Below are 4,031 nucleotides of genomic sequence, written 5' to 3'. Positions count from 1 at the left end.
TGATGCAGCAGCAGGCGGCGCAGCAACAGGCCGCGATGCAGCAGCAAGCGATGTCGGCGAATGCTCAGCAAGCCTGACGAGCGCGTCACGCGCGCGCTGGCGATTCTCGCGCGGGACGCGCAGTTCCAGTGCCTGCGCGAGTGGCTGGAGGCCGAGCGCGCGCGGCTCGCGCAGGCCATGTCCGCCGAGCGCTCCGACGTGGAGTTGCGCATGCAGCAGGGCGCAGCGCAGACGCTTTCCAGAATTCTCGACGCAGCCGAAAGGGCTGCATCGTGAGAATCGTCGCGAACACCCGCATGGGCTCGCGACGTACATCAGACCGTCGTGAGACGGCCTTGTCCCGTGCGAATACCTCAGCGAGGCTCGCGAGATGGAATTGACCGAGGCGGAAATCGCCATGCTCCCGCTGGTCGTGCGCCAGCAGTACGAGGCCGATCTGGCTGCAAGCCGCCGGGCTGCTGACGAGCAGGCCGCGAAGCAGCCGGAAACCGACCGCCCGGAAGAGATCGCACCCGAGAATCCCGCTCCTGCGGCTCCGGTTGCGAGCGACGACGGGCTGCGGCACCGGTTCGACGTGCTGCAGGGCAAGTACAACGCCGAAGTCCCGCGGCTGCACGATGAGTTGCGCGCCACGCGCAGCGAAAACGAGCGGCTGCGGGCCGAACTGGCGGCCATGAGCAGACCCGAGCAGACCGCTCCGCAGCAGCCCGCCAACGTCGTTGCGGGAGGCGAGGAATACGGGTTTGGCGAAGGCGAAGCGAAGTGGATCGCCGACGTGGCGCGCAGCGCACTGCAGGACGACATCGCCGCGCTCAAGCAGTCCGCGCAGGCGATGGAAGAGCAGCGGGCGCAGGCCGCGGCAGAACGGTTCTATGCCGATCTGGACAAGGCTGCGCCCGGCTGGCGGGAGACGTGGCAGGACGCCGGGTTCGCCTCGTGGCTCGACGACAACGGCGTGCGCCAACCGCTTCAGGCCGTGGTCGACGCCAACGATGCCCGCGGCATCGCGTTCTACATCAACACCTACCGGCAGCAGCAGAAGACGGCAACACCGGCAAGGCCGACTGCCGCCGAAAAGCTGGCCGGCATGGTGGAGCCGGAGCGCGGGCGCGCGGCGGAGTTGCCGGCGGCAAAGCCGATGCTGAGGCGCGAGGACTTGCACAGGCTCAGCATGGACTTCGGCGGAGGCCGGATCACCAAGGCGGAGTTTGACAAGCAAATCGTGCCGTTCGAGGCCGCGGAGCGGGAAGGCCGTCTTATCTGATCAACCAGCCGGGGCGAGCCCGGCATGAGAACGCAATCGTCGTGATGACGACTGCTATCCGACCCCCAAAGGGGCTGTGCGCGAAAGCGGCAGCCCCTTTTTCATGGAGTTGCAGTCATGGCATATCCTGCCGCCTCCGGATTTAACCAGAACGCCGGGACGCTTGTTCCGCAGACGTGGGCAGCAAGACTGCTCGCCAACTACTACGCAGCCACTTGCCTGCACAGCATCTGCAACACCAATCAGGTGAATCTGATCAAGGATCAGGGCGATACGGTCATCATCCGCACGACCCCGACAATCGCCATCAAGTCCGGGTACAAGAAGGGTCAGAAGCTGGAATACGATCAGCCGCTGACTGACAGGATCGAGCTTCTGATCGACAAAGGTGACGTGTACGGCTTTGTCATTGACGACATCGACGAAAAGCAATCCGACGTAATGTTCACGGATGAGTGGCTGATCGACGCAACCGAGCAGTTCAAGATTTCCGTGGACCGGCAGGCATTCTCGCTCGTCTACCCGGACGCGCACGCCAAGAACAAGGGCGCGAATTCCGGAAAGATCACCGGCATGTACAACATGGGCGCTGCCGGCGCTCCCCTCGCCATCGATAAGAACAACGCCATCGACGTGATCGTCAACGTCAATTCGGTGCTGACCGAGCAGAACGTGCCGAAGCCGGGCCGCTGGATCGTGATCCCGGACTGGATGCGCAACAAGCTGATGACGTCCGAAATCCGGCAAGTGCAGATCACCGGCGATTCCGTGTCGCCGATCCGCAATGGCCTGATCGGGCGCATCGACGACACCGACATCTACGTCAGCAACCTGCTGCCGTATGCCACTGATTCCGGCCACTACTGCAATCACATCCTCGCCGGCCATCGCGACGCGATCACGTTCGCCTCGCAGTTCGTCAAGAACGAGTCGTTCCGGGCACAGGACACGTTTGGCACTCGCTACCGCGGCCTGCAGGTATGGGGCATCAAGGTGGTGAAGCCGGAAGCCCTCGTCGATGTATTCGCCTACGCGGCCTGAGGAGGGCTGATCATGGCAACCGTAAACAAGGCACTCGGCTCCGGCGGTGCGCTGCCGGCAAACCTGCGCGCCGTGGAGGTCATGGCGCGCAACTTCGACTTCTCGACGGCCAACGGCGCGAACGGCGACATCCGCCACCTGATCCTGATCCCGGCCGGAACGCTGGTGAAAAAGGTCTGGCTGCGCGTGATGACCGCGGAAGGGGCGACGGCAATTGCCGATGTCGGCGACTACCTCGTCAGCGACGGCAGCGTGGTCGATGCGGATGGCTGGCTCAACGACGCCTCGCTGAACGCGGTGGCGCTGGTTTCCGGCTCGACCGAAGCCTACGCGGCGGCCGGAGGCAAGCTCTACACGGCCGACAGCTACCTGTCGCTGACGCTCGGCACGGCCACGACCTACGACGCGGCCAAGGGCACGCTGTACGCCGAGGTCGTGAACATGACTACGCCGAGTGACGTGGCATGAGCGGCGACCGGTACCTGCGCCAGATCAACACTGGCCACATCTACGCATGGGCGCCGGAACTCGAAGATCGCCCCGACATGGAGCCCTTCGAGTTCCCGGAGCCGGAGCCGGAGCCGGAGAAGCCGCCGGAGCCGGACAAGGCCGCGCACAAGCGTGAGGCCAAGCCGTGAACCTGGCCGCGCTGCTCGCCGAAACCCGCCTGCGCCTCGATGACGAAGCGCAGCCGTACCGGCACGCCGATGGCGTGTTGACCGGCTGGCTGAACGAGGCGCAGCGGGAGGCGGCGGAGCGTGCGCGGCTGATCGTGGACAGCGCCACGCCGGAAATCACACGCATCGCGCTGCGTGATGGCGTTGCGGCATACCCGCTCGATCCTCGCATCCTGTTCGTGCAGCGCGCGCGGCTGGATGCGAATGAACTGGCGCCGGCGGCCGTCGGTGACCTGCTGCGATCCGGCTGCGCAGACTGGAGCGGGGAGCCGCGCCGCTACGGACTGGACATGGATGCCGGCACGCTGACGCTGCTGCCTGCGCCTGATCGCGCTACGGAGGATGCCGTCAGCGTCACGGCGGCGGTCTGGCTGGCCGGCACTCTGTCGGTGACGACGGAGGCCGCCATCGGTGCGTCGGTCGGCGATCTGGTCACGCTCGGCGGCTACGCGGACGGCGCGCACGTCGTGACGACCGTTGCCGGCAGTGCGTTCGGCCTCGCTGTTGCCGACGACCCCGGCGCGTTCGTTGCCGCCACCGCAGCGCGGCACCGCAACCTGTCGCTGACCGTACTGCGCGCGCCACTGGCCGACATGGAAGCCGATGACGACGAGCCCGAGATTCCGGCCCGATATCACCGCGACCTGATCGACTGGTGCTGCCACCTCGCCTATCTGCTGCGCGACTCCGACACCGAATCGTTCCAGCGCGCGACCGCGTTCGAGCAGCGCTTCACGCAGCGCTTCGGGCCGCGGCTGTCGGCGCGCGATCACGCGCGACTGTCGCGCAACCCATCGACGCAGCTTCGCCCGCCGCCCGGCGGGCTGTGAGGTTTCGCCATGTCGCAAATGACCGCGATGCATATCCCGGATGGAGCAAGTGCGCCGCCAGGCGGGCAGCCGCTCAATGGCGGCGCATATCAGGTGCAGCTTCAAGCTACTGCTGACGGCAAGCTTCTGGTTTCTGGAATTTCCGGAGGCGGCGGCGGCTCCGGCGACGCCTCGGCCGCCAAACAGGACACGCAGATCACGCGCGAGACGGAAATCCGT

The 4,031-nt window shown here is 66.0% G+C and carries 7 protein-coding genes; all 7 read left to right on the top strand.

Annotated features, from left to right (window positions below):
* Nucleotides 1-60: 60 nt before the first annotated feature.
* Complete coding sequence (locus PKE44_RS12535) at nt 61-276, top strand: hypothetical protein (protein ID WP_324551701.1); 216 nt, start codon at nt 61-63, stop codon at nt 274-276.
* A 94-nt stretch (nt 277-370) separates the two neighbouring features.
* Entirely contained in the window at nt 371-1,264 is an 894-nt protein-coding gene (locus PKE44_RS12530; protein WP_324551700.1) for a hypothetical protein, read from the top strand.
* Between the two features lie 117 nt (nt 1,265-1,381).
* Nucleotides 1,382-2,305, top strand: a complete 924-nt coding sequence (locus PKE44_RS12525) for a hypothetical protein (protein WP_324551697.1) — start codon at nt 1,382-1,384, stop codon at nt 2,303-2,305.
* 12 nt (nt 2,306-2,317) lie between these two features.
* A complete protein-coding gene (locus PKE44_RS12520; RefSeq protein WP_324551695.1) occupies nt 2,318-2,773 on the top strand; it encodes a hypothetical protein in 456 nt (151 codons plus the stop codon).
* The gene (locus PKE44_RS12515; protein WP_324551692.1) at nt 2,770-2,943 is read left to right on the top strand and encodes a hypothetical protein; all 174 of its coding nucleotides are present in this window, start codon (nt 2,770-2,772) and stop codon (nt 2,941-2,943) included. The genes PKE44_RS12520 and PKE44_RS12515 overlap by 4 nt, the downstream gene beginning before the upstream one ends.
* On the top strand, nt 2,940-3,812 hold the full coding sequence (locus PKE44_RS12510; RefSeq protein WP_324551690.1) for a hypothetical protein: 873 nt from the start codon (nt 2,940-2,942) through the stop codon (nt 3,810-3,812). The genes PKE44_RS12515 and PKE44_RS12510 overlap by 4 nt, the downstream gene beginning before the upstream one ends.
* Nucleotides 3,813-3,821: 9 nt before the next feature.
* A partial coding sequence (locus PKE44_RS12505; RefSeq protein WP_324551687.1) for a hypothetical protein occupies nt 3,822-4,031 on the top strand: 210 nt, incomplete at its 3' end.

Source organism: Plasticicumulans sp., assembly GCF_035331805.1.
Lineage (GTDB): Bacteria > Pseudomonadota > Gammaproteobacteria > Competibacterales > Competibacteraceae > Plasticicumulans.
Note: the sequence above shows the minus strand (reverse complement) of the source record. Positions and strands in the feature narration are given on the sequence as shown.